The 23584-nt window shown below is 69.7% G+C and carries 23 protein-coding genes; 12 read left to right on the top strand and 11 right to left on the bottom strand.

Annotated elements, in window-relative coordinates; translation table 11 throughout:
- The 8 genes from GCG21_RS05490 to GCG21_RS05455 form a co-directional block, all read left to right on the top strand.
- Positions 1-482, top strand: a 482-nt coding sequence (locus GCG21_RS05490; protein WP_227993242.1) for a DUF6318 family protein, incomplete at its 5' end; no start/stop codon positions are given.
- 248 nt (positions 483-730) lie between these two features.
- Entirely contained in the window at positions 731-1282 is a 552-nt protein-coding gene (locus GCG21_RS05485) for a PKD domain-containing protein (RefSeq protein ID WP_194164950.1), read from the top strand.
- 135 nt (positions 1283-1417) lie between these two features.
- Positions 1418-2575 (top strand): glycerate kinase, encoded by a 1158-nt coding sequence (locus tag GCG21_RS05480; protein ID WP_194164949.1) that lies wholly within the window; start codon positions 1418-1420, stop codon positions 2573-2575.
- A 135-nt stretch (positions 2576-2710) separates the two neighbouring features.
- Positions 2711-3064, top strand: coding sequence for an iron-sulfur cluster assembly accessory protein (locus GCG21_RS05475; protein ID WP_152818230.1), 354 nt, complete (start codon positions 2711-2713; stop codon positions 3062-3064).
- Between the two features lie 10 nt (positions 3065-3074).
- A complete protein-coding gene (locus GCG21_RS17200) occupies positions 3075-4049 on the top strand; it encodes an FKBP-type peptidyl-prolyl cis-trans isomerase (RefSeq protein ID WP_152818229.1) in 975 nt (324 codons plus the stop codon).
- Positions 4050-4473: 424 nt separating this feature from the next.
- Complete coding sequence (gene coxB, locus GCG21_RS05465; RefSeq protein WP_152818228.1) at positions 4474-5196, top strand: cytochrome c oxidase subunit II; 723 nt, start codon at positions 4474-4476, stop codon at positions 5194-5196.
- Between the two features lie 2 nt (positions 5197-5198).
- On the top strand, positions 5199-6920 hold the full coding sequence (gene ctaD, locus GCG21_RS05460) for a cytochrome c oxidase subunit I (RefSeq protein ID WP_152818227.1): 1722 nt from the start codon (positions 5199-5201) through the stop codon (positions 6918-6920).
- Complete coding sequence (locus GCG21_RS05455) at positions 6917-7351, top strand: cytochrome c oxidase subunit 4 (RefSeq protein ID WP_227993240.1); 435 nt, start codon at positions 6917-6919, stop codon at positions 7349-7351. Before ctaD ends, GCG21_RS05455 begins: the two co-directional genes overlap by 4 nt.
- A 317-nt stretch (positions 7352-7668) precedes the next feature.
- Here the strand turns inward: GCG21_RS05455 and GCG21_RS05450 are convergent, their stop codons facing one another.
- From GCG21_RS05450 to GCG21_RS05430, 5 genes are all read right to left on the bottom strand, one after another.
- Positions 7669-8286, bottom strand: a complete 618-nt coding sequence (locus GCG21_RS05450) for a superoxide dismutase (RefSeq protein WP_152818226.1) — start codon at positions 8284-8286, stop codon at positions 7669-7671.
- A gap of 96 nt (positions 8287-8382) precedes the next feature.
- Positions 8383-10047 (bottom strand): ubiquinol-cytochrome c reductase cytochrome b subunit, encoded by a 1665-nt coding sequence (locus GCG21_RS05445; protein ID WP_152818225.1) that lies wholly within the window; start codon positions 10045-10047, stop codon positions 8383-8385.
- On the bottom strand, positions 10044-11108 hold the full coding sequence (locus GCG21_RS05440) for a ubiquinol-cytochrome c reductase iron-sulfur subunit (RefSeq protein WP_152818224.1): 1065 nt from the start codon (positions 11106-11108) through the stop codon (positions 10044-10046). Before GCG21_RS05440 ends, GCG21_RS05445 begins: the two co-directional genes overlap by 4 nt.
- Positions 11105-11884 carry a c-type cytochrome gene (locus tag GCG21_RS05435; RefSeq protein ID WP_153877857.1) on the bottom strand — a complete coding sequence of 260 codons (780 nt, stop codon included), beginning with the start codon at positions 11882-11884 and terminating at the stop codon, positions 11105-11107. The genes GCG21_RS05440 and GCG21_RS05435 overlap by 4 nt, the downstream gene beginning before the upstream one ends.
- 89 nt (positions 11885-11973) lie before the next feature.
- Positions 11974-12618 carry a heme-copper oxidase subunit III gene (locus GCG21_RS05430; protein WP_370460203.1) on the bottom strand — a complete coding sequence of 215 codons (645 nt, stop codon included), beginning with the start codon at positions 12616-12618 and terminating at the stop codon, positions 11974-11976.
- Between the two features lie 357 nt (positions 12619-12975).
- Here GCG21_RS05430 and GCG21_RS05425 point away from each other — a divergent pair, with 357 nt between their 5' ends.
- Together GCG21_RS05425 and trpD are read left to right on the top strand one after the other, a co-directional pair.
- A complete protein-coding gene (locus tag GCG21_RS05425) occupies positions 12976-13410 on the top strand; it encodes a response regulator transcription factor (protein WP_152818222.1) in 435 nt (144 codons plus the stop codon).
- Positions 13407-14480 (top strand): anthranilate phosphoribosyltransferase, encoded by a 1074-nt coding sequence (gene trpD, locus GCG21_RS05420; RefSeq protein ID WP_152818221.1) that lies wholly within the window; start codon positions 13407-13409, stop codon positions 14478-14480. Before GCG21_RS05425 ends, trpD begins: the two co-directional genes overlap by 4 nt.
- A gap of 39 nt (positions 14481-14519) precedes the next feature.
- On the opposite strand, the gene GCG21_RS05415 is transcribed toward trpD, so the two are convergent.
- From GCG21_RS05415 to GCG21_RS05385, 6 genes are all read right to left on the bottom strand, one after another.
- Entirely contained in the window at positions 14520-14798 is a 279-nt protein-coding gene (locus tag GCG21_RS05415) for an Lrp/AsnC family transcriptional regulator (protein ID WP_152818220.1), read from the bottom strand.
- Between the two features lie 116 nt (positions 14799-14914).
- The gene (locus GCG21_RS05410; protein ID WP_152818219.1) at positions 14915-16732 is read right to left on the bottom strand and encodes a DEDD exonuclease domain-containing protein; all 1818 of its coding nucleotides are present in this window, start codon (positions 16730-16732) and stop codon (positions 14915-14917) included.
- A gap of 73 nt (positions 16733-16805) precedes the next feature.
- Positions 16806-18632: a long-chain fatty acid--CoA ligase gene (locus GCG21_RS05405; RefSeq protein ID WP_370517310.1), complete on the bottom strand. Its 1827-nt coding sequence runs from the start codon at positions 18630-18632 to the stop codon at positions 16806-16808.
- A 72-nt stretch (positions 18633-18704) separates the two neighbouring features.
- Positions 18705-19244: a hypothetical protein gene (locus GCG21_RS05400; protein ID WP_152818218.1), complete on the bottom strand. Its 540-nt coding sequence runs from the start codon at positions 19242-19244 to the stop codon at positions 18705-18707.
- Positions 19245-19291: 47 nt separating this feature from the next.
- On the bottom strand, positions 19292-20386 hold the full coding sequence (locus GCG21_RS05395) for a cation diffusion facilitator family transporter (RefSeq protein ID WP_370517309.1): 1095 nt from the start codon (positions 20384-20386) through the stop codon (positions 19292-19294).
- A complete protein-coding gene (locus tag GCG21_RS05385; RefSeq protein WP_152818217.1) occupies positions 20383-20784 on the bottom strand; it encodes a metalloregulator ArsR/SmtB family transcription factor in 402 nt (133 codons plus the stop codon). The genes GCG21_RS05395 and GCG21_RS05385 overlap by 4 nt, the downstream gene beginning before the upstream one ends.
- 129 nt (positions 20785-20913) lie before the next feature.
- Here GCG21_RS05385 and GCG21_RS05380 point away from each other — a divergent pair, with 129 nt between their 5' ends.
- Both GCG21_RS05380 and GCG21_RS05375 read left to right on the top strand, forming a co-directional pair.
- Positions 20914-22140 (top strand): pyrophosphate--fructose-6-phosphate 1-phosphotransferase, encoded by a 1227-nt coding sequence (locus GCG21_RS05380; protein ID WP_152818216.1) that lies wholly within the window; start codon positions 20914-20916, stop codon positions 22138-22140.
- 50 nt (positions 22141-22190) lie between these two features.
- On the top strand, positions 22191-23582 hold the full coding sequence (locus tag GCG21_RS05375) for a class II 3-deoxy-7-phosphoheptulonate synthase (RefSeq protein WP_152818215.1): 1392 nt from the start codon (positions 22191-22193) through the stop codon (positions 23580-23582).
- Positions 23583-23584: the final 2 nt, after the last annotated feature.

The following is a 23584-nucleotide window of genomic DNA, read 5'->3' as shown; positions in this document are numbered from 1 at the left end:
CAACTACAAGGCCCGTATACTCCTGGCCAGCGCCGCTCGAGCAGCAGCGCGAACACCAATCACAGCAGGCCTTTCACCACGAACCGCGTAGAGCCGAGAAGGGAGCCATCGCCGCGGCCGAGTACTTCTTCGACCTGTACAACTACGTGCAGTCGACCGGCGAGACGGACGTTCTCGAGGAGATGAGCGCCTCCCAGTGTGATGCGTGTCTCAGCCTCGGCGGGGGAATCCGTGGGGTCTATGACGATGGCGGCCGCATGCGCGGGGGCGGCATGGCAATGGTTGATCCCGAGGCCAAGCCGACGGTGGATGGTCTGGGATGGGAGCTTACTTTTGACCTCGATATCGCTGAGCTTATGGTCATAGACGGCGACGGTGATGTGGACAGCTTTGATGCGAGCCGGAGGAGAGATGCGCGGCTCGGAGTGGCGGTGCTTGACGGTCAGTGGCAAGTGCTTGAGCTGAAGGCCGGGACGAAATGATTCAATCCGTGCTGGCGGGTCTCCTATTGCTCCCCATGGCATCTGGTGGCGGGGATGATGACTCCCGTGACTGGATCGACGCTTATGTGCCTGACGATAACGACAGCATCGTCGTCGAGGAAAGAACGGCAGCAGATCCAGGGCGGTCTCAGGACGATCGGTCCATTTCATGGAATCCGGGTCCCGGCGATGTGTCGTTTGTGGTGCCGGAGCGGGATGAGCCGATGGACCCATCGTTGGCGGCGTGTATGAGCGATGCCGAGCGGCGGATCTGCATTCCGGATTTCGATTTCGGGGAGGGGCCCGAGGTCGAGGATCTGGGGGAGCAGCCCAGTGAGGTCGATATCGTCGAGGTGATCCTTGCCCGGATGGAGCGGGAGATGGCGAGTTTCACGATTGCGCCGGCGCCGGTGATCGTGCAGCCTGCGGGCGGGGAGGTGCTGGTGGGGATGTACACGATCTTCTACACCGACCCGGCCGTGCAGCGATTCTCCACGACGTTGCTCGATCACGGCGTGGTGCTCGAAGTGGAGCCGGTGCTCTACGAGTGGGACTTCGGCGACGGCTCCGAGGTCTTCGTCACGAGCGACCCGGGTCGGGCGTATCCGCAGCACACGATCACCCACACCTACACGACCTCCGGCACGGTCGCCCCGGAGCTGACCACTCGGTGGGTCGGTCGGGTGTGGATCGAGGGAATCGGGGGCTGGTTCGCCGTGCGCGGGCAAGGAGTCACACTCGACCAGGGGGACCCGGTCGAGGCGGTCTCCAAGCAGAACCGACTCGTGCCCGGTGTCTAGCGGCCGACAAGGAGGTACGGGCGACCGGGCGGGGTGTCCGGGCACGGGGTGGGTACCCCGAACCGTCGGGCCCGCGGGTGTCGGTCACGAGTCGAGCCGCGGCGGCCCAGCTGCGCATCTGGGAGACTGGGTCACGTGCATGTGCTCATCGCCCCCCACAGTTTCGGTCCCCTTCTTCCCTCGACCGTCGCGACCGAGCACCTGGAGGCCGGCTGGCTCGAGGCTCGGCCCGACGACCGGGTCGAGGGTCTGCCCATGTCCGACGGCTCGGCCGGCTTCCTCGAGGCCCTCGCCCCGCTCGGGGAGCTCGACGTTCTCACGGTCCCGGCCGCGTCCGGGGAGCTCGGGCCGATCGGCGTCGTCCGCACGGCCGCGGGCGCGGTCTACCTGACGACCGAGAGCTGGAACGCCCCGGCGGCGAGACCCGATCCCACCCGGGGGAACAGCCGTGGCCTCGGCGAGGCGATCGGCCGCGCCATCACCGCCGGGACCCGCCGGATCGTCCTCGCCGCCGGGGACGTGCCCTGGCACGACGCCGGAACCGGTCTCGTCGAGGGCCTCGCCGCGACCCTCGGGCTCGAGCGCTCGGGGGATCCGGCCGCATCGCTGCCCGCGGGCACCGCCGGTGCCGACGCGCTGGCGCATCTCGAGGCCGCGGCGCGGGCGCTGGCCGGAGTCGAACTGGTCGTTGCCGCCCAGACCGACGCGCCCCTGCTCGGCCTGCACGGCGCGGGCGCGGGGCTCGCGGCCCGCGGCATCGACCCGGCTCGGGCCCAGGCGATCGAGGCCCGCACCACCCGGTTCATCGCCGCCGCCGAGGCGCTCGCGGCGCGCTGGGCGCCGCGGAACCTGCTCGCCACGGGCGGTGAGACGAACGAGCGGCGCCCCTCGCGTCGTCCCTCCTCCGGCGCCGGCGGCGGCGCGGCCTTCGTGCTCGGCCTGCTCGGCGCCCGGACACTGCCGGGGGCATGGGTCGTGGCGGAGGAACTGCGCCTGAGCGGGGCGATCGCCCGGGTCGACCTGGTCGTGACCGGCGCCCGGGTGCTCGCCGACCGCGAGCTCTCCCACGGTGTCGTCGCCGAGGTCGGCTCGCGCGCCGAGCCGCACGCCCTGCCGGTCGTGGCCATCGGCGGTCGGATCGACGCGACCTTCCGTCAGCTCGCGACCGTCGGGGTGCACGGTTCCTACCCGGTGATCGACACCGGGCCCGGCGAGGTCCCCGACCTCGAGGCGATCACGCCGCAGGCCCTTCGGGCCCGGGCGGCCCGAGTCGCCCGCAGCTGGTCCCGGTGACCGGTGACACGATTCGACGAATTCCCAGGTCGTTGGCGTACATTTGGATGCGTGCCCAGGCGAGCCGGGAGGCGCGCCGGGGCATTCGGGTGTTCGCCCCACCGAACCCATGGGTAACCGCGAGAGAAGAAGATCATGAGCCAGACTGACACCGACACATTCGCCCACGACGTGCTCCTCACCGACACGGCCGCCGCGAAGGTGCGTTCGCTCCTCGAGCAAGAGGGCCGCGACGACCTGTTCCTGCGCATCGGCGTTCAGCCGGGGGGATGCTCCGGCCTCATCTATCAACTGCACTTCGACAACCGCAACCTCGACGGCGACGCGGTGCGCGACTTCGACGGGGTCTCGGTCGTCGTGGACAAGATGAGCGTTCCGTACCTCGAGGGGGCGACGATCGACTTCGCCGACACGATCTCCCAGCAGGGCTTCACCATCGACAATCCCCAGGCCGGCGGCTCGTGTGCCTGCGGCGACTCCTTCCACTGACAGGTCATAGATGAATCGAACACTTCGCCGGCTGCTGCCGGTGCTCTTCAGTGCTGCCCTCGTGGTCACGGCATGTTCGACCGGCTCCGGCGAGTCCGCCGGGGAGAGTGACAGTCCCACGGGCGACGGCACGAGCACGGCCGACGCGTCGTCCGAGATCGGTGACGGCACCGGCGTCGCCATGCCCGAGGTGAGCGGCGACTTCGGCGACGCCCCCGAGTTCACGTGGCCCGACGGCGACCCGGACGCGAATCTGCAGGTCCAGGTGCTCTCCGAGGGAGACGGCTCGCAGGTCGAGGCGCAGTCGGTGGTCGCGGCGAACTACGCCGGCTACGTCTGGGGCAGCGACACCGCCTTCGACAGCTCCTTCGCCCGCGGCGGCTCGACCGGGTTCTCCCTCAACCGGGTGATCCAGGGCTGGTCGCAGGGGATCCCCGGCCACACGGTCGGCTCGCGGCTGCTCATCACCGTGCCCCCCAGCCTCGGCTACGGAGAGAACGGGAACCCGCAGGCCGGAATCGGCGGCACGGACACGATCGTGTTCGTGGTCGACATCGTCGCCGCCTACGGTCCGGAGCAGTTCGGCGATCCCGACGCGGCCGCGGTCGCCGACGAGGCCGACCTGCCCGTGACCGTCGAGGGCGCCCCCGGGAAGCCGTTCACCGTCACGATCCCCGAGGGGGCCGAGGTCCCGACCGACTCGCGCATGATCCAGCTCACCGAGGGCACGGGGGAGACTATCGAGGCCGGCCGGACCGTCGTGGTCACCTATTCGCGCACCGACTGGGAGACCGGCCAGGGGCTCGGCTCCTGGCAGGAGGAGACCGGGCCGGGTCGGGGCCCGGCGACCGTTCAGGTCGGGGCCGGCGACCTGTGGGACGACGTGGTCGGGATGACCGTCGGCTCGCGGATCCTCGTGATCGAGCCTGCGACCGAGCAGGCGCCGGCCATGGCCATGGTCGCCGATCTCATCGGGGTCGTCTAGCTTTCATCGGACGTCGGGGCCGGGCCGGTCGGTGTGACCGGCCCGGCCCCGACGTCGTCCTCACGCATGCCGGTGACCCGTACTGGGGACCCGCGCCGGCGAACCGCCCGTTTGCTGACGAACCCGCGGCGATATTCCGGGTGTGGTGGCCTCGCGTGAGGGTGGGGGGCGATAGAGTGTGGAGGTGTCATGCCGTCACCATCGCGCCCGTTGTGGAGCGCGGGGGTCGACTGCTGCTGAGCTAGCAGAACCAGAGATCGAAAGGTCCTCGACTGTGTCATCCCTCCAGCCGCGACAGAAGCGTCGTCGGGCTCTTACGCTGACCGCCGCGGGTTCCGCGTCGGCGGTTCTCCTCGCCGGTTGCTCCGTCGACCCGGCACGCGGCTTCCTCCCCGGAAACGACGGCACCACCAACCTCACCGGGATGATCACGGATCTCTGGGTGGGCGCCTGGATCGCGGCGCTGGGCATCGGCGCGCTCGTCTGGGGCCTGCTCATCTGGTGCATCATCGTGTACCGCAAGCGCAAGAACGACAACACGCTGCCGGTCCAGCTGCGCTATCACCTCCCGCTCGAGCTGCTCTACACGTTCGTGCCGCTCGTCATGGTCGGCGTGCTGTTCTACTTCACGGTGCAGACCCAGAACGAGATCACCGACACGAGCAAGGAAGCCGACGTACACATCCAGGTGTACGGGAAGCAGTGGTCCTGGGACTTCAACTACCTGGACGAGCAGGTGTGGGACGCGGGCGTCGAGGCCAAGCTCGACGGCACGATGGCCCCCGCGGACGACCTGCCCACCCTCTACCTGCCGGTGGACAAGCGGGTCGAGTTCACGCTCGACTCCCGCGACGTCATCCACTCGTTCTGGGTGCCGGCGTTCCTGTACAAGCTCGACGTCTTCCCCTACATGACCAACACGTTCCAGGTCGTTCCCGAGGAGGAGGGGACCTACCTCGGCAAGTGCGCCGAGCTGTGCGGAGAGCTCCACGGCTACATGCTGTTCAACGTCAAGGTCGTCTCGGAGGCGGAATACCAGGACCACATTCAAAAGCTGCGCGATCTGGGTCAGACCGGCGTGCTGGACGAGTCGTACGACCGCGCCGTGACGTCGCAGTACGCCGACGCGGCCACGAAGGAGAAGTGATCATGGCTACGCAGGAAGCCGTCGAGGTAACCCCGGGCCTGACCCCCGAGCGCCGACAGCTCGGCCGCACGATCGTCAAGTGGACCACGAGCACCGATCACAAGGTGATCGGGTACATGTACATCATCACCACGTTCGTGTTCTTCTGCTTCGGCGGGCTGCTCGCGTTGATGATCCGGGCCGAGCTCTTCGAGCCCGGAACGCAGATCGTTCAGAGCGCCGGGCAGTTCAACGAGCTGTTCACGATGCACGGCACGATCATGCTGCTGCTCTTCGCCACCCCGCTGTTCGTCGGCTTCGGCAACATCATCGTGCCGCTGCAGATCGGGGCCCCGGACGTCGCCTTCCCGCGCCTGAACATGTTCGCCTACTGGCTCTACCTGTTCGGCGGGCTCATCACCGTGGCCGGGTTCTTCACGCCGGGCGGGGCCGCGAGCTTCGGCTGGTTCGGCTACGCGCCGCTGGCCGACGCCACGTTCTCCCCCGGAGCCGGCGGCGACATGTGGGTCATGGGACTGGCGATGACCGGTTTCGGCACGATCTTCGGATCGGTCAACTTCATCACGACCATCCTGTGCATGCGGGCCCCGGGCATGACCATGTTCCGGATGCCGATCTTCACCTGGAACATCTTCATCACCTCGGTGCTCGCGCTCATGGCCTTCCCCGTGCTCGCCTCCGCCCTGTTCGGCCTCGGTTCCGACCGCATCCTCGGATCGCAGATATTCGCCCCCGAGAACGGGGGAGCGATGCTGTGGCAGCACCTCTTCTGGTTCTTCGGGCACCCCGAGGTCTACATCATCGCGCTGCCGTTCTTCGGGATCGTCTCCGAGATCTTCCCGGTGTTCTCGCGCAAGCCGATCTTCGGCTACAAGGGTCTCGTCTTCGCCACGATCTCGATCGCGGCGCTGTCGGTCACCGTGTGGGCGCACCACATGTACGCGACCGGCGCGGTGCTGCTGCCGTTCTTCTCCGTGATGACGATGCTCATCGCCGTGCCCACCGGGGTGAAGTTCTTCAACTGGCTCGGAACGATCTGGCGCGGCAAGCTCACGTTCGAGACCCCGATGCTCTGGTCGATCGGCTTCCTCGCCACGTTCCTCTTCGGCGGTCTCACGGGCGTGATCCTCGCCTCCCCGCCGCTCGACTTCCACGTCACCGACACCTACTTCGTCGTGGCCCACTTCCACTACGTCGTGTTCGGCACCGTGGTGTTCGCGATGTTCGCCGGCTTCTACTTCTGGTGGCCGAAGTGGACGGGCCGCATGCTCGACGAGCGGCTCGGCAAGATCCACTTCTGGATGCTGTTCTTCGGCTTCCACGGCACGTTCCTCATCCAGCACTGGCTCGGCGTCATGGGCATGCAGCGGCGCATTCCGGACTACCTGCCCGAGCCCGACTTCGTCATCATGAATCAGATCTCGACCGTGTCGGCGTTCTTGCTGGCGGTCTCCACGCTGCCGTTCATCTACAACGTGTACAAGACGTGGAAGCACGCGCCGCTGGTGAACATGGACGATCCGTGGGGCTACGGCATGTCGCTCGAGTGGGCGACCTCCTCGCCCCCGCCGCGACACAACTTCGTCAAGCTGCCGCGGATCCGTTCCGAGCGTCCGGCATTCGACCTGCACCACCCGGAGGTCGCCTCGATGGACTTCGTGGACCCCCAGGTTCTCGTCGGCGCCGGGGCCGGTGCCGGGAGCGTCGAGGAGGAGAGCAAATGAGTATCAAGACCCCCAAGCCCCGCACCCCGATGGGCGACGAGTCGCTCTTCTTCCTCGGGCTCACGGCCTTCTTCGTGGTCGTCAGCCTCCTGTACGGCTTCTGGTCGTATTGGGAGCCGGTCGGCACGACCGCACTCGCGCTGCTCGCCGGGCTCAACGGCTTCGCCGGCTTCTACCTGCTCAAGCTCACGCGTGAGATCGACGACCGGCCCGAGGACAATCCGCTGGCCGAGGTCGAGGACTACGCCGGCGAGTACGGCCGATTCTCCCCGTGGTCCTGGTGGCCGCTCGTGCTCGGCATCGCCGTGAGCCTCATCTTCCTCGGGCCGGCGCTCCACCAGTGGTGGCTCATGGGCATCGGCGGCGCGATCGGAGCCATCGGGCTCATCGGTCAGGTGTTCGAGTTCAGCCGCGGGCACCACGCCCACTGACACCCACTGACACACCGCAGCGTCCGAGAAGGGGTTCCACCGCCTGGTGGGGCCCCTTCTCGCTTGGGATCGGGCCGGCGTCGCTGCCTCACTACGATCGCTGCTGTGTCCTGGGAGTGGCTGCTGTGTCCTGGGAGCGGCCGGCGTCCTCGGACAGGGCCGGCCGAGTCTGGCTACCTCGAGGCATCCAGACATGCGAGGAGGGCCCCCACCGTGTGGTGGGGGCCCTCCTCGTCACCTCCGGGACAGCCGGCGGGGATGAAGCCCGCGGCGGCGTGCCGGCCGGTGTCTCGTATGCGCCGGTGTCGTGCGGCGTCTCAGGCGAGGCTGGAGCCGCCCTGGCGGGCGCGCTCGAACCGGGCGGCGACGTCCTGCCAGTTGGCGATGTTCCAGAACGCCTTGATGTAGTCCGCCTTGACGTTGAGGTAGTCCAGGTAGAACGCGTGCTCCCACATGTCGAGCATGAGCACCGGCTGGATGCTCACCGGCACGTTCGACTGCTGGTCGAAGAGCTGGAAGATCGAGAGCCGCTGGCCGAGGGTGTCCCAGCCGAGCACGGACCATCCGGATCCCTGGATCCCGGCCGCGTTGGTCGCGAAGTGCTTCTGGAAGGCATCGAAGGAACCGAAGTACTCGTCGATCGCCGCCCGCAGCTCGCCCTCGGGCTCGCCGCCACCCTCGGGGGAGAGGTTGTTCCAGAACACGGTGTGGTTGATGTGACCACCCAGGTTGAACGCGAGGTTCTTCTCGTACAGGTTGACGGCGGCGAGGTCGCCGGCCGAGCGGGCCTCGGAGAGCTTGTCGAGCGCCGTGTTCGCGCCGCCCACGTAGGCCGCGTGGTGCTTGTCGTGATGCAGCTCCATGATCTTGGCCGAGATGTGAGGCTCCAGGGCCGCATAGTCGTAGGGCAGTTCCGGAAGCGTGTACTTAGCCATCGTTTCTCCTTCTCGATTGGGTGTCACAACCGCGACAACACCGGCATCTTCGAGAAGATTCCGGTGTTGTCGCGGCGTCACGGGCGCTGATGGGGATCAGCGCGAGATCTCCGTGGGCTCCTCGCTCACTTCGATCGCGTTCGGTCCGGCGTCGTGGTGGGCACGCGCCTGGGCATACTCGGCGGCGGAGACGGGCTCGACCCTGTCCTCGAAGAACCAGCGGGACAGGTTCCGGCGGCGCAGGTCGCGCTTGTAGCCGGGCCGGGCGACGCCGTTGGAGTCCTCCGCCGGCTCGATCTCCACCGGCCGGTAGACGTGGTGGCTGACGCGGGCCCAGATCTCGTACTCCGACAGCGGCTCGTGCACCTCGTAGTAGCGGCCCTCCGGGGAACGGCGCACCGTCCCCGTCTCGTGGCCGTGCAGGACGACCTCGCGATCCTTGCGCTGGAGCGCGAGGCAGATCCGCTTCGTCACGATGAACGAGACCACCGGGAGCACGAAGAACAGCACTCGGAAGGCCCACGTGATCTCGTTGAGGTTGAGGTGGAAGTGGGTGGCCATGATGTCGTTCGCCCCCGCCCCCAGGAGCACGAAGAACGCGGCGAGAACCGCCACGCCGAGCCCGGTGCGGGTGGGAACGTTCCGGGGCCGGTCGAGGATGTGGTGCTCGCCGGTGTCCTTGGTCACGAGCCGCTCGATGAACGGGTACGCACCGAAGAACGTGATGAGCACCCCGGGCACGATCGCACCCGGAATGAGCACGTTGAGCGAGAGCGTGTACCCGCCGATGACGAACTCGGTCTGGCCGGGCATGAGGCGCAGCGACCCCTCGAGGAACAGCATGTACCAGTCGGGCTGAGCACCGGCGGAGACCAGCCCCGGGTCGTACGGACCGTAGACCCACACCGAGTTGATGCTCATGAACGCCCCCATGAGGGCGAGCGCTCCGAACACCATGAAGAAGAAGCCGCCGGCCTTCGCGGTGTAGATCGGGAACAGTGGGAACCCGACGACGTTCTTGTTGGTGCGGCCGGGCCCGGGGTACTGGGTGTGCTTCTGCCAGAACACCAGGAACAGGTGCACGGCGATGAGCGCCAGGATGATCCCGGGGATGAGCAGGATGTGCACGGTGAACATGCGGCTGATGATGTCGTCGCCGGGGAACTCGCCCCCGAAGATCATGTAGCTCAGGCGCGAGCCGAGGATCGGGATGGAGCGGACCACACCCTCGAGGATGCGCAGGCCGTTGCCGGAGAGCACGTCGTCGGGAAGGGAGTAGCCCGTGAGGCCCGCGAGCATGCCGAGCACGAGCATCGAGAAGCCGACGAGGTAGTTGAGCTCGCGCGGCTTGCGGAATGCTCCGGTGAAGAAGATCCGCAGCATGTGCACCGTGATGGCGGCCATGAACAGCAGCGCGGCCCAGTGGTGGATCTGGCGCATGAGCAGGCCGCCGCGCACCTCGAAGGACATGTGGACGGTCGAGGCCATGGCCTCGGACATCTCCATCCCCTGCAGCGAGGTGGGCAGTGCGTCGGTCGGGTAGACGGTCTCGGCCATCGAGGGCACGAAGAACATCGTGAGGAACGTGCCCGACAGGAGCAGCACGATGAAGCTGTAGAGGGCGATCTCGCCGAGAAGGAACGACCAGTGGTCGGGGAAGATCTTGCGAGCGAGACCCTTGATCATCCCGGCTGCACCGACGCGCTCGTCGAGGAAGTCGAGCGTGGGCTCGGCCTTACTCAGGTCGATGTTCGTGCTCATCGCTCACGCTCCCAGAAGCTCGGGCCGACGGCCTCGTCGAAGTCGTCCATCGCGTAGAGGTAGCCCTCGTCGTCGACCGCGATCGGCAGCTGCGGCAGCGCGCGCTTGGCCGGCCCGAAGACGACCTTGGCGTGGTCGGTCACATCGAAGGTGGACTGGTGGCACGGGCACAGCAGATGGTGCGTCGTGCGTTCGTACAGCGCCACGGGGCAGCCGACGTGGGTGCAGATCTTCGAGTAGGCGATGATGCCCTCGTAGGTCCAGTCCTCGCGCCCGGGCAGGGGAGTGATGATCTCGGGATCCACGCGGACGAGGATCACCGCCGCCTTGGCCTTCTCGGTCAGGAAGTCCGGATCGTCGTGCAGGCCCGCGGGGAGGACGTGCACGATGTTGCCGTTCGTGATGTCCGAGGCCTTGAGCTTGCGGTTCGAGGGGTCGACCGTGATGTACCGGTACTTGCCCTCGTGATAGTGCTCCGGGTTGCCGTTCTCGACGGGCCGCCACGCGGTGCGCTTGAACTTCTCCACGTCCCAGTCGCCGCCGAGGTTTCCGATGAGCGGCACGAGGAACGTGAGCGGCGCGATCGCCACGGCGGTGCCGAGTGCGCCCTTGAGGAGCGGGCGGCGGGCAATCTTCGATTCCGAGATCCCCTCCCGCAGCATCTCGAGTGCCTCCGTGCGGGTCGGCTTGTCCGAGACCATCGGGTGCCGGGGCTCCGACTTCTCCCGGTCGTCCATGAGCGACTTGGCCCAGTGGATCGCACCGATTCCGATGCCGAGCATCCCGATGCCCAGGCCCGCGCCGATGCTCAGGGTGGACATCCGCACGTTGAACAGCTTGACGCCGTCGAGCGGGAACGCGAAGTAGCCGACGATCCCGCCGATCGTGGCGAGGATCGAGATCGTGAAGATGAAGACGACCTGCCGCTCGGCACGCTTGGCGCCCCGCGGGGAGGTGTCACTCAGGCGCGGACGGTGCGGTTCCATCCCGGGATTCGAGAAGCCCGGGGGAGTGAGGTCGCCGCCGTCGGCGTCGGTGGTCTGCAGGGAATCCTTGGTCATGAGGAACGTGCTCCGATCCACACGGCTGCGCCGATGAGCCCGCCGATACCGATGACGAACACCCACACGGCCTCGGAGACCGGCCCGATGGAGCCGAGTGAGAACCCACCCGGGTTCGCCTCGCGAGTGGTCATGAGGTAGGAGATGATGTCGCGCTTCTCGTCCGGCGTGACGACGGCGTCGTTGAATCCGGGCATCGCCTGCGGACCGGTGAGCATGGCCTCGTAGATCTCGGTGGGAGTGGCCTCGTCCAGCGGCGGGGCCTCCTTGCCGTGGGTCAGGGCGCCACCCGCGCCGACGGCGTTGTGGCACATCGCGCAGTTCGTCAGGAAGAGCACGTGACCGGCGGCGGCATCGCCCTTGGCCGGGTCGACCTGGGTGTCCGAGGGGATCGACGGCCCGGGGCCCAGCTCGGCGATGTATGCGGCGAGGTCGAGTGCCTGGGCGTCGGTCAGCTGCGGCGGCTTGGTGGGCGCCTGCGGGCCGTGCTCGGCCATCGGCATCCGGCCGGTCGTCACCTGGAAGTGCACCGATGCGGCACCCACTCCGATGAGGGAGGGTCCGTATTCACCGCCCTCGGCGTCGAGGCCGTGGCAGGTGGCGCAGTTGGCAACGAAGAGCCGCTGGCCCTCCTCGGCGCTGGCGTTGCTGAGTGGGTCGGCCTGGGCGGAGCTGGGGCTCAGTACGGCGTAGCCGACGCCGACCAGCATCAAAGCCAGCATCATGAGCACGGCCGGCGCGAGCCGGTGTCGTCTGCCCTTGGCTAAAGCTGTCACGTTTCGTCGTCCTCTGGGATCAATCGGATGAGCGGGGTACGAGGTCAATCGGGTCGCGCGGTGGCGATGGTCGAGGGGTTACGGGCGGCCTAGGTGAAGTACGGGAGGATGTAGATCGTTCCGAACAGGGCGATCCACACGATGTCCACGAAGTGCCAGTAGTAGGAGATGGCGACCGCGCTGCTCGCGTCGTGGTGGTTGAACCGCTTGGTCGCGAACGAACGCCCGAGCAGGTAGAGGAACGCGATGAGGCCGCCGAGCACGTGGAGGCCGTGGAAGCCCGTGGCCAGGTAGAACGCCGAGCCGTAGCTGGAGTTCTGGATGCTGATGCCGTGGTCGACGAGCTCGGCGTACTCGAAGATCTGCCCGCCGACGAAGAAGGCGCCCATGACGTAGGTGAGGGTGAGCCATTCGTTCATGCCCCACTTGTTCACCTGGAACAGCGTTCCCATGCGGCGCGGCTGGAGTCGCTCCGCCGCCCACACGGCCATCTGGCACGTCACCGACGACAGCACCAGCACGGTGGTGTTCGCGGTCGAGAACACCACGTTGAGTTGACTGTGGGCATCGTTGAACACCTCCGCCCCGGCCACCGAGCGGTGGCTGAAGTAGATGGCGAAGAGTCCGGCGAAGAACATCAGTTCGCTGGACAGCCAAACGATCACCCCGACCTTGGTCAGGTCGGGGCGGTTCACGGTGACTGGAGTGCGCACAGCGCCAGTTGCAGACGACACCCTGTCATTATGGCGTCTCTTGGGAGTGCTTGGGGCCAGCACCACGCCCGAACTTCGATTCGGCGGCATTCCGGCGCAGATCTCGGCACGACACGCCGACGTCGTGTCAGCAAGGGGCCGTTCGGACCCCCGTTCGGACCCCACAGGTCGCCCCGGAGCAACCCCGGTGCCGGCGTTCGGGTGGTCCGTGTCACGTTCGGGAGCGACGTGCGCCGGCCGTCGCCGGCCGCGGAGGCGATCGCTCGCCCGTCCACGCGCCGACCGCTCGGAGGGCGGGCGGCGCCCGGGAAGCACTAGGGTGTGGATGTCGTATCCCCGGGGCCCGAGCTCGCGGCCCAGAACGAGAAGAAGGTAGTCATGACCGCCGCGCACGAGACCACCCCGACTCCGGACAACGAACCCGCGCGCATCCTGCTCTACAGCGATGACCGGGCCACCCGCGACGAGATCCGCACCCTCGTGGGACGGCGCGCCTCGATCGACACCCCGCGGATCGAGTGGACCGAGACCGCCACGGCCGCCGCCGTGGTCTCACGGGTGGAGAACGAGACGTTCGACCTGCTCATCCTCGACGGCGAGGCCGGAAAGGTCGGCGGCCTCGGTCTCACCCGCACGCTCAAGAGCGAGGTCTTCGCACTGCCGCCGGTGCTCGTGACGATCGCCCGCCAGCAGGACGCCTGGCTCGCCTCGTGGAGCGAGGCCGAGAGCGTCGTCTCCTATCCGCTCGATGCGGTCGTTCTGCAGGAGGCCGTCGCGGAGCAGCTTCGCGCGAGGACGACGCAGCGCTCATGAGCGCGGACACCCCCGCCGCCCTGACCTGGCCGGGCCTGATCACCGATCTCATCGCGGCCCGTGACCTGAGCGCGCACCAGACCTCGTGGGCGATGCGCCGGGTCATGAGGGGGGAGGCCGACCCGATCGCCCTCGCCGGGTTCCTCGTGGCGCTGGCCGCGAAGGGCGAGACCGTCGCGGAACTGCGCGGCCTCGCGGACGAGATGCTCGCGCACGCCGTGCCGGTCGCGGTCGCCTCGACCCGGACGGTCGACATCGTCGGCACGGGAGGAGACCGGCACCGCAGCGTGAACATCTCGACGATGGCCGCGCTCGTCGTGGCCGGTGCGGGACTGCCCGTGGTCAAGCACGGCAACCGGGCGGCGAGCTCGGCGAGCGGCAGTGCCGACGTGCTCGAGGCGCTCGGGATCAAGCTGCGGCTCACGCCCGAGCGGGCGGCCGAGCTCGTCGACGAGGTCGGGATCACCTTCCTCTTCGCCCAGCAGTTCCACCCGGCGTTCCGGCACGCCGCCGCCGCGCGGGCCGGGCTCGGGGTCGCCACCGCCTTCAACGTGCTGGGCCCGCTGACGAACCCGGGCCGGCCCGGGGCCGGGGCGATCGGGGTCGGCAACGAGCGGATGGCTCCGCTCATGGCGGGGGTGTTCGCCGAGCGGGGCAATCACACCCTGGTCTTCCGCAGCGACGACGGCCTCGACGAACTGTCGCCGACCTCTCCCGCACACGTGTGGGAGGTGACCGAGGCGACCGGCGGTGTCGTGGTGCCGGGCCGGATCGATCCGGCCCGTGACCTCGGGCTCGCCCCGGCCACCCTGGACGACCTGCGCGGCGGTGATCCGACGTTCAACGCCGCCGTGGCACGCAGGCTGTTCGCCGGGCAGGGCGGTCCAGTTCGCGATGCCGTCATGCTCAACGCCGCAGCCGCGTTCGTCGCCGACGCCACCCTGCCCGGCACCCGCGAGGGCACCCTGCCGGAGCGGCTCACCGCCGGCCTCGGGCACGCGGCCGCGAGCCTCGACGAGGGTGCCGCGGCCGACGTCCTCGCCGCCTGGGTGAGCGCCTCGCAGCGCTGAGCCGCGACGCTGTGCCGGACGGGGAGCGAGCCGGGCGTGCTAGTCGAGTCCGAGGTTGTAGGCGGCCTCGAGGTCGTGCTGGGAATAGGCCTGGAAGGCGATGTAGGTCTGGGTGCGCAGGACGCCGTCGACCTTGCCGATCCGGTCGGCGATGATGCCCGAGAGCTCCTCGTGCTCACGCACGCGCACCATGGCGATGAGGTCGACGTCTCCGGTGACGGAGTAGACCTCGCTCACGCCGGGGATCTCGGCGACGGCCTGAGCCACCTCGGGGATCCGGTCGGCCTCGGTGTCGATGAGCGCGATGGCGGTGAGCATGTCTGCCTCCTGGGACGTAGTGGTGGGTCCATCATGCCGTGCGGGCCGCCCGCACCGCACACCGGCCCGTCGGCCCGGCGCACGGGTCCGGTCCGGACTCTCACGGACTCACGGACTCACGGGCTCACGCGATCGAGCCAGTGGGCGCCACCCCGGATCGGCGCGGCCCATCCGCCGTCGGGTGAATCGAATGCGATGAGCCGCACGCCGGGACGCTCGAGCCACGTGAGCAGCAGTTCGCTCTCCGGCACGTCGGCGGCGCCGCCGCGACCGGTCGGCGGATCGACGTGGGCGGCGGTGGCCTCGAGGGCGGAGACCACCGGCATGGGGTCGAGGCCGGCCGGGCCGAACGCGGTTCCGCACAGCCGACCGTACCGGGAGATCATGAACTCCCAGCCGCCCCGTGCCTCCGCGGCCGCCCGAGTGCCGCGCGCGACCCAGGTGTGCTCGCTCGGCGGCACCCACCGGGCGGCGATCACCTGCGACGCACGCACGAGTGGATCGAGGCGCTGGGAGCGCCGGATGCCCCCCAGCAGGGCGACGAGCTGGTCGCGCAGCACCGCCGCCTCCTCGAAGCGCTCGCCGGCGGCGAGCTCTCCCATCCGCCGCAGGAGTTCGCTCACCACCGGCTCCGGGTCCGTGGTGAGGGCGGCCGCGGCCGCAGCGACCACCTCGGGATAGGTCAGGGCCGCCGACTCGTCGGCGCACGGAGCGCTGCAGCGGCCGATCTGCCCGAGCATGCACGGGCTGCGGCCGGCGATGGGGAGCCGCGGCAGGCGGTCGGTGCAACCCCGCAGCCCGAGGCCCGTGGCCGCCTCGAGGGCCTGCTCGGCCGACTGCCGGGAGGCGAAGGGGCCGACGGCCACCGCCCCCGCGGGAACCGAGCGCACGATCGACAGCCGTGGGAGGGCCTCGTCGGTCAACCGCAGCCACGGCAGCCGATCGGGCCGCTTGGAGCGGCGGTTGTACGGCGGTGCGTGCGTGGCGATGAGCCGCAGCTCGCGCACCTGTGCCTCGAGCGGCGTGGCGCACTCGACCACGCGAACGCGGGTGGCGAGGTCGACCATCTCTCCCATGCGCCGCCGCTTCTCGGAGGCGGTGAAGTATTGACGCACCCGCCGGCGGAGGTTCGTGGCGGTGCCGACGTAGAGCACCTCCTCCCGCGGGCCGAGGAAGAGGTAGACCCCCGGAGCGGACGGCAACCCGTCGGCGAGCGAGACCTTCCGGCGTCGCGCCGGCGGCACGGGATCGGTGGCGGTGGCGAGGTCGTCGAGATGGGTCACCCCGAGCGAGCCCAGGCGCTCGAGCAGGGCGTGGAGCACGTCGACCGTGGCCCGGGCGTCGGTCAGCGCCCGGTGGTCGGGTTCGATGGTGGCGTGGAAGAGTCGGGCGAGGGTCGAGAGCTTGTGGTTCGGCGCCTCGTCCTTCGGAACCACGGCTCGTGCCAGTTGCACCGTGTCGACCACCTGCGGGCCGGGCCAGCGCAGCTCCATCACCCGCGCCGCCGCTCGGAGGAACCCGACGTCGAAGCGGGCGTTGTGCGCGACGAGGACCGCCCCGCGCGCGAACTCGAGGAACGCCGGGAGCACCTCGCCGATCGGTGGGGCGCCCACGAGCATCGTGTTCGTGATCCCGGTGAGCACCGTGATCATCGGCGGGACCGGCCGCCCCGGGTCGACGAGCGTGCCGAACTCGCCGAGCACCTCCCCGCCCCGGACCCTGACCGCGCCGATCTCGGTGATCGCATCGGCCGTGGCCGAGCCCCCGGTGGTCTCGAGGTCGACCACCACGAACGTCACCTCGGACAGGGGCGGGCCCAGATCCTCGAAACTCAGCTGCCGTGCCACCGCGCCCGGCTGCACCTCGAGCCCGTCCGAGACGTCCGTGGTACCCGGAACGTGCCGGCCCGGCGGTGGCGTGAGCAGGTTGGTCATGGCCGCCAGGGTACGAGCCGCCGCCGACACGCCGACACGCCGACCTCGGGTGGCGGGCGGCCTGCCGCGGGGTCTAGCGGCCGGTCTCCGTGTGGCGCTCGGCGGCGGCCCGTTCGTACAGGGCGTCGATCATGCCGGCGTAGTCGGCGAGCACGCGGGAGCGCTTCACCTTGAGAGACGGGGTGAGGTAGTCGTTGGCGATCGTGAAGTCGCTCGTGAGGACCTCGAACCTGCGGATGGACTCGGCGCGGGACACGTGCTTGTTGTTCCGGGCGACCGCCCGATCGAGCGCGGCGAGCACCTCCGGGTTCTCGGCCGCCTCCGCCACGGTCAGCTCCGGCAGCCCCTTGTTGGCGAGCCAGGAGGGCAGCATCTCCGCGTCGAGGGTCAGGAGTGCGGCGATGAACGGACGCTGATCGCCCACGACGATGCATTGACTGATGAGCGGATGCCCGCGCAGTGCGTCCTCCATGGCCGAGGGGACGACGTTCTTGCCGCCCGCGGTGACGATGATCTCCTTCTTCCGGCCCGTGATCCGCAGGTAGCCGTCCGCGTCGAGCTCGCCCAGGTCGCCGGTGTGGAACCAGCCGTCCTCGATGGCGGCGGCACTCGCCTCGGGATTGTCGTGATAGCCCTGGAACACGGCGATGCCCCGGGCGAGGATCTCCCCGTCGGTGTCGATCCGCAGGCTGATCCCCGGCAGCGCGGGGCCGACGGTGCCGATCTTGACACCCTCGGGCACGTTGACGCTCACCGGCGCCGTCGTCTCGGTCAGGCCGTAGCCCTCGAGCACCTGGATTCCGACGCCCCGGAAGAAGTGGCCGAGCCGCTCCCCGAGCGGGGCGCCGCCGGAGATCGCGAAGTCGACCCGGCCGCCGAGGGCCTCGGCGATCTTCTTGAGCACGAGGGCGTGGGCGAGCCTGTGCCGCAGGCGCAGTCCGAGGCCGGGGCCGCCCGGGGCGTCCAGCGCCCGCGAGTAGTCGCCGGCGACCTGAGCCGCCCACCGGAAGATCTTCACCTTGCCGCCGGCCGCGGCCTTCGCCTCCGACGCGTTGTACACCTTCTCGAAGACCCGGGGCACGGAGAGGATGAACGTCGGCTTGAACGTGGCGACGTCCGCCATGAGCGTGGCCGTGTCCGGCGTGTGGCCGACCGGCCTGCCCGCCGCGATGCACAGCACCTCGACGAACCGGGCGAAGACGTGCGCCAGCGGCATGAACAACAGCGTGCGCGAGTTCGGGCCGAGGATGGCCGGGCCGAGCGCTCCGAGCGCGTTCCGGGAGAGCTCGACGAAGTTGCCGTGGGTGAGCTCGGCGCCCTTGGGTCGCCCGGTCGTGCCGGAGGTGTAGATGATGGTGGCCAGGTCGTCGAGGCGGGCGGCGTCGCGGCGCTCGCGCACCTGATCCGCGGTCACGTCGGCGCCCGCCTGCCGCAGCGCCTCGATCCCGTCCGCCTCGATCTGCCACACGTGCTCGAGCGTGGGGACGTCCGCTCGGGCCTCCTCGACGACTTCGGCGTGGGTGGCGTTCTCGACGACGATCGCCTTGGTCGATGAGTTCGCGAGGATCCAGGCGGTCTGGTCGACCGACGAGGTCTCGTACACGGGCACGGAGACCGCGCCGGCGTACCAGATCCCGAAGTCGAGCATCGTCCATTCGGCGCGGGTCCGGGCCATGATCGCGACCCGGTCGCCCGGCCCGACACCCGAGGCGATGAGCCCGCGGGCGATGTCGGTCGCGCTCCGGTGCAGCTCGGCGGCCGTGATCGGCAGCCAGGCGCCGTTCTCCTGCCGTTCGAGCAGGACCTTTCCGGGGTCGGTCGCGGCATGATCGGCCAGGAGGTCGCCGATCGAGAGTTCGGACGGCGTCTCGACCAGGAGCGGCACGGACGTAGTTTCCACTAGGACTCCAACGGGCTCAGGATGTGATGCGCACCACCCTACCCGGCGGTCGCGATGCTGCAGGACCTTCGTCTAGACGACGGCCCCGTCGTCGCCCTCCTCGCGGCGGTGGCGTGGCAGCCGCCTGGCCAGGACGAGCCCCCCGAGCACGGCGACGACGATGCCGGAGATCCAGGCGATCGCCGGTGCCGAGGGCCACAGGATCGCGAACACGAGCAGCGCGAGCGGGCCGCCGACCGTGGCCACCCAGGCCGAGACGAGGAAGGGGTCGGAGACGTCGATCGGGTCCGGCTCCGGTGGCTCGTACCCCTCCGGCTCGGGCGCGACGCTGAAATCGCGCGGGCCGCCGAGGTCCGAGGCGTTCTCCGGCCCGGGCTGGATCGCCGCGGGCGTGAGCCCGCTCGGGCCCAGCTCCGCGGTGATCTCGGCGAAGGCCGCGTCGATCTCCGCACGGGTGCGGGCGTCGCGCAGGCGCTCGCGCGGGTCGCCGGGTTCGGGCGCCTGTTCGTGGGCGAGGTCGTCCGATCCCGCCCGGGCCCCATCGGGCCGTTCGAGCCGGTCGGGCTCGTCGGGCCCACCGGGGAGCGCTCCCTCGCCGCCGTCGTTCACCATGGCCCCAGCCTAATCGTGCCGGTGGTCGCCGGGTACCGCGCGGCGGCTCATCGGCCGTTCGAACGGTCGTCGGGATGGTCCTCGCGGTGCCCGGCCGGGCGCGCGGGGTAGGCGTGCACGATCGCCCGCGACAGTCTCGGGACGGCGTCGCGGAGGGCCGCTTCCGCGCGGTGCGCGATCTCGTGCGCCGCGGACAAGCTCGCTCCGGCGTCGACGTCCACGTCGGCCTCGGCGCGGATCTCGTGACCGATCCACCGCATCCGGAGCCCGGGAACCGCGACGACGCCGGGGACGGCGAGCACGGTCGCCTCGGCCCGGTCGACCAGCTCGGGATCGATCCCGTCCATGAGCCGGCGGAGCACGTCGCGCCCGGCGGTGCGCAGCACGAGCAGGATCGCCACGGTGATGACCAGGCCGATGACCGGATCGGCCCAGGACCATCCGAGCGCCACCCCGCCGGCTCCGACGAGCACGGCGAGGGAGGTGTAGCCGTCGGTGCGGGCGTGGAGGCCGTCGGCCACGAGCGCGGCCGAGCCGATCGCCCGGCCCTCACGGATCCGGAACAGGGCCACGGCCTCGTTGCCGAGGAAGCCGAATAGCCCGGCGGCGGCGACCCAACCGAGGTCCTGGACCGGGGCCGGGTGGAGCAGTCTCTCGACCGCCTGCCAGCCGGCCATGAGCGCGGACAGGGCGATCATCGCGACGACGACGAGGCCCGCGAGGTCCTCGGCGCGGCCGTAGCCGTGGGTGTAGCGTCGCGTGGCCGCCCGGCGGCCGAGCGCGAACGCGATCCACAGCGGTACCGCTGTCAGGGCATCGGAGAGGTTGTGGATCGTGTCGGCCAGGAGGGCGACCGATCCCGAGAACGAGACGATGACCAGCTGCGCGGCTGCGGTGAGGCCCAGCCCGGCGAGGCCGATCTTGACCGCGCGGATGCCGCGGGCGCTCGATTCGATCGCCGGGTCGATCGAATCCGCGGCGTCGTGGGAGTGCGGCCGCAGCGCGTGGGCGAGTCGCCGCCGTCGACCGGACCCGTGGTCGTCACCGTGACCGTGATCGCGACCGTGATCGCGACCGTGATCGTGACCGGACCCGTGGTTGGACCCGGTCGCACCCTCGGCGTGGCCGGGCGGGGCGGTCACCGCATGGCCTCTCGCCGGATCGCGGCGAGGTCGCGTGCCTCGGGGCGGTGGTGGGCGGGGACGCCGTCGGCCGCATGCTCGGCGTTGTGGACGGCGTCGCGCACCAGGTCTGCGACGTGCGCGTCATCCACCCGGTAGAACACGAGGTTCCCCTCGCGGCGGGTCCGGACCATCCGAGCCATCCGCAGCTTCGCCAGGTGCTGCGACACCGCGGGGCCGGACTTCCCGACCCGCCCGGCGAGGTCGCCGACCGACAGCTCCCCCTCCCGCAGGGACCACAGCAGCCGGATCCGCGTGCCGTCGGCGAGCATCCGGAAGACCTCGACCGCGAACTCCACCTGTTCGTCCGGCAACTCGGCCTCGTCCGGCGACTCGACCACCTTGCTATCTGCGTCCATGCGCAGATACTAACCGGACCGGGGGTGCGGGCGCCATGCGCGCATGGGCCGTGACGGAGCCGGCTTCGGGCGCGGTTGCAGCGCCCAATAGGATGGGGACGTCTCCAGCTCCCAAAGCAAAGGTGTTCAATGTCTGCCGCTATCCGCAAGGTCGCGCTGCTCACGGCCGGTGGCTTCGCCCCGTGCCTGTCCTCCGCCGTCGGCGGCCTGATCGAGCGCTACACCGAGAAGTACCCGGATGTCGAGATCATCGCCTACCAGTACGGCTACCACGGCCTGCTCACGGGCAACTCGGTCACGATCACCCCCGAGGCGCGCGCGAACGCCGCCCGGCTGCACGACTTCGGCGGCAGCCCGATCGGGAACTCCCGCGTGAAGCTGACCAATGCGAAGAACCTCGTCGAGCGCGGCCTCGTGCGCGAGGGCCAGGACCCGCTGCAGGTCGCGGCCGAGCAGCTGCGCGCCGACGGCGTCGACGTGCTCCACACCATCGGCGGCGACGACACGAACATCACCGCGGCGAGCCTGGCGGAGTATCTCGAGAACAACGGCCATCACCTCACGGTCGTGGGCCTGCCGAAGACGATCGACAACGACATCGTGCCGATCCGGCAGTCCCTCGGCGCCCAGACCGCCGCCGAGCAGGCCTCCGTCTACGCCCAGAACATCATCGGCGAGCACCGCTCCAACCCGCGGATGCTCATCGTGCACGAGGTCATGGGCCGGCACTGCGGCTGGCTCACCGCCGCCGCCGCGCGCGACTACCGCGACTGGCTCGAGACCCAGGAGTGGAACCCCGACCTGGGCCTGACCAAGGACCGCTGGGACGTCCACGCCGTGTTCCTGCCCGAGCTCGCCATCGACATGCACGCCGAGGCCGACCGGCTGCGCGGGATCATGGACGAGATCGGCAACGTGAACATCTTCCTGTCCGAGGGGGCGGGGGTGCCGGAGATCATCGCCGAGCTCGAGGCCGCCGGCGTCGAGGTGCAGCGGGACCCGTTCGGGCACGTCAAGCTCGACACGATCAACCCCGGTGCCTGGTTCGCCGACCGGTTCGCCCAGCTCATCGGCGCCGAGAAGACCATGGTGCAGAAGTCGGGCTACTTCTCCCGCTCGGCCAAGGCGAACGCGACCGACCTCGCCCTCATCGCGAGCATGGTCGAGGTGGCGGTCGAGGCCGCCGTCGCCGGCACCGCCGGGGTCGTCGGCCACGACGAGGAGCGGGGCGAGGAACTGCGGGTCATCGAGTTCCCGCGGATCGCCGGCGGAAAGGCCTTCGACATCGACGAGCCGTGGTTCACCGAGCTCCTCGCCGGGATCGGCCAGGCGCACGCCCCCGCCGCCGCCCACTGACGGCGACCGGCCGGTTCCGCGCGGGAACCGAAGCCGACCGCGTACGGACGATGGTCGGTGCCGCGCGGGTCAGCACCTATGCTGGGGGCGTGACCGTAGATTCTTCCTCCGAGGTGCTCGCCGGCCTGGACTCGTGGCGCGACCTGACCGCGCACCAGCAGCCCTCCTGGCCGGACGCCGGTGAACTCGCCCGCGTGAGCGTCGAGCTCTCCCAGCAGCCGCCGCTCGTGTTCGCCGGCGAGGCGGACCGACTGCGCGAGCGGATGGCGGCGGCGGGCCGCGGCGAGGCGTTCGTGCTCCAGGGCGGCGACTGCGCCGAGACCTTCGCCGAGCTCACGGCCGACAACATCCGCGACAAGGTCAAGACCATCCTGCAGATGGCGGTCGTGCTCACGTACGGCGCGTCGATGCCGATCGTCAAGATGGGCCGGATGGCGGGGCAGTTCGCGAAGCCGCGATCCTCCGACACCGAGACCCGCGACGGCCTCACCCTGCCGGCCTACCGCGGCGACATCATCAACGGGTTCGAGTTCACCCCCGAGGCCCGGATGCCCGATCCGCACCGGCTGCTCGAGGCCTACCGGAACTCGGCCTCGACCCTCAACCTCATCCGGGCGTTCACGCAGGGCGGCTTCGCCGACCTGCGGCAGGTGCACGAGTGGAACCGGGGCTTCATGGCCAACCGGTCCTATTCGGCCTATGACGCGTTCGCCCGCGAGATCGACCGGGCGATCCGGTTCATGCAGGCCGCTGGCGCCGACTTCGACGCCCTCAAGACCGTCGAGTTCTACTCCTCGCACGAGGGCCTGCTGCTCGACTACGAGCGCCCCCTGACCCGGGTCGACTCCCGCACCGGGGAGCCGTACGCGTGCTCCGGGCACTTCCTGTGGGTGGGGGAGCGGACCCGCCAGCTCGACGGCGCCCACGTCGAGTTCTTCTCGCGCGTGCGCAACCCGCTCGGGGTCAAGCTCGGCCCGACCACGACCGGCGCCGACGCGATCGCGCTCATGGACCGGCTCAACCCCGACGGCGAGCCCGGCCGGCTCACCTTCATCACGCGCATGGGTGCCGGCAGGATCCGCGACGTCCTGCCGACGCTCGTCGAGGAGGTCACGGCCGACGGCCGCCCGGTCACGTGGATCTGCGACCCGATGCACGGCAACGGCATCACCTCCGAGAACGGCTACAAGACCCGCCGGTTCAGCGACGTGATCGACGAGGTGCGCGGGTTCTTCGACGTGCACCGCTCCCTGGGCACCGTTCCCGGCGGGCTGCACGTCGAGCTCACCGGTGACGACGTGACCGAGGTGCTCGGCGGGACCGAGGCGATCGACGACCTCGGCCTCACGCGCAACTACACGACCCTCGTGGACCCCCGGCTCAACCACCAGCAGTCCCTCGAGATGGCCTTCCTGGTGGCGGAGATGCTCCGCGAAAGCTGAGC

Origin of the sequence: Pseudactinotalea sp. HY160 (genome assembly GCF_009372055.1) — a bacterium.
In the GTDB taxonomy this organism is placed as follows: Bacteria; Actinomycetota; Actinomycetes; order Actinomycetales; family Beutenbergiaceae; genus HY158.
This window is presented reverse-complemented; position numbering and strand designations above follow the sequence as displayed.

Bases quoted from the DNA above. Each gene is read 5' to 3' on its own strand.
- GCG21_RS05455 (WP_227993240.1), top strand. From the start codon at position 6,917: ATGAGTATCAAGACCCCCAAGCCCCGCACCCCGATGGGCGACGAGTCG.
- GCG21_RS05425 (WP_152818222.1), top strand. From the start codon at position 12,976: ATGACCGCCGCGCACGAGACCACCCCGACTCCGGACAACGAACCCGCG.
- GCG21_RS05475 (WP_152818230.1), top strand. From the start codon at position 2,711: ATGAGCCAGACTGACACCGACACATTCGCCCACGACGTGCTCCTCACC.
- GCG21_RS17200 (WP_152818229.1), top strand. From the start codon at position 3,075: ATGAATCGAACACTTCGCCGGCTGCTGCCGGTGCTCTTCAGTGCTGCC.
- coxB (WP_152818228.1), top strand. From the start codon at position 4,474: ATGATCACGGATCTCTGGGTGGGCGCCTGGATCGCGGCGCTGGGCATC.
- GCG21_RS05445 (WP_152818225.1), bottom strand. From the start codon at position 10,047: ATGAGCACGAACATCGACCTGAGTAAGGCCGAGCCCACGCTCGACTTC.
- GCG21_RS05485 (WP_194164950.1), top strand. From the start codon at position 731: ATGAGCGATGCCGAGCGGCGGATCTGCATTCCGGATTTCGATTTCGGG.
- GCG21_RS05440 (WP_152818224.1), bottom strand. From the start codon at position 11,108: ATGACCAAGGATTCCCTGCAGACCACCGACGCCGACGGCGGCGACCTC.
- GCG21_RS05415 (WP_152818220.1), bottom strand. From the start codon at position 14,798: ATGCTCACCGCCATCGCGCTCATCGACACCGAGGCCGACCGGATCCCC.
- GCG21_RS05380 (WP_152818216.1), top strand. From the start codon at position 20,914: ATGTCTGCCGCTATCCGCAAGGTCGCGCTGCTCACGGCCGGTGGCTTC.
- GCG21_RS05375 (WP_152818215.1), top strand. From the start codon at position 22,191: ATGGTCGGTGCCGCGCGGGTCAGCACCTATGCTGGGGGCGTGACCGTA.
- trpD (WP_152818221.1), top strand. From the start codon at position 13,407: ATGAGCGCGGACACCCCCGCCGCCCTGACCTGGCCGGGCCTGATCACC.
- GCG21_RS05385 (WP_152818217.1), bottom strand. From the start codon at position 20,784: ATGGACGCAGATAGCAAGGTGGTCGAGTCGCCGGACGAGGCCGAGTTG.
- GCG21_RS05450 (WP_152818226.1), bottom strand. From the start codon at position 8,286: ATGGCTAAGTACACGCTTCCGGAACTGCCCTACGACTATGCGGCCCTG.
- GCG21_RS05400 (WP_152818218.1), bottom strand. From the start codon at position 19,244: ATGGTGAACGACGGCGGCGAGGGAGCGCTCCCCGGTGGGCCCGACGAG.
- GCG21_RS05410 (WP_152818219.1), bottom strand. From the start codon at position 16,732: ATGACCAACCTGCTCACGCCACCGCCGGGCCGGCACGTTCCGGGTACC.
- ctaD (WP_152818227.1), top strand. From the start codon at position 5,199: ATGGCTACGCAGGAAGCCGTCGAGGTAACCCCGGGCCTGACCCCCGAG.